The organism is Prevotella sp. MGM1 (assembly GCF_002933775.1).
Lineage (GTDB): Bacteria > Bacteroidota > Bacteroidia > Bacteroidales > Bacteroidaceae > Prevotella.
The window spans coordinates 1-526 of the sequence record NZ_BEWV01000069.1 but is presented as its reverse complement, the minus strand read 5'-3'; the positions used below and the strand labels follow the sequence as shown (position 1 = coordinate 526).

The window sequence follows — 526 nt, the reverse complement described above, 5'->3', positions numbered from 1 at the left end:
CTATGGTTGTATTTTTGCAGTTCCCCGTTCGGACTTGCTAAATATGAATCTATTTTATCTATATTTGCATTGCCAATATTGGTATCAAGCGTTTTTACTTTTTTTAATTTATGGGGAGGTAGGATATAATGTTTTTTATCCCTCATTCCTGAATAGTAATTGTCATAAAAAGACTTTGAATCATTAGCAGTACTGCGCCCATGTGTATGAGTAGTGGCAACGGTTTTAAATCCCCAAGGAGCCTTGCTTGAAATAACCACATCTTTATTACCTCTATTGGCAATTGTATAAGTATATCCGATTTCGCCTTTGTTATTCATTACTTTGAATATGCTGCTGCCATACTCTACTCCTTCCCGTATAGAATTATCATTGTAATACAATCCGAAATCTATAGCCGCTTCATCTGCCGTTCTGAAAAAGTCTCCCGGTTTCAACCCGTCAATATCAATCAGCTTTATCGGATTATTCAGACAATATACATACGGACTGACATTCAGATAATCGTCCGCGAGCGGGTCCGGCC

At 37.8% G+C, this 526-nt stretch carries 1 protein-coding gene; it reads right to left on the bottom strand.

Annotated elements, in window-relative coordinates; all coding sequences use genetic code 11:
• The coding region (locus MoGM_RS02125) for a DUF4329 domain-containing protein (RefSeq protein ID WP_233210128.1) at positions 1-383 on the bottom strand (383 nt) is incomplete at its 3' end.
• Between the last annotated feature and the right edge of the window lie 143 nt (positions 384-526).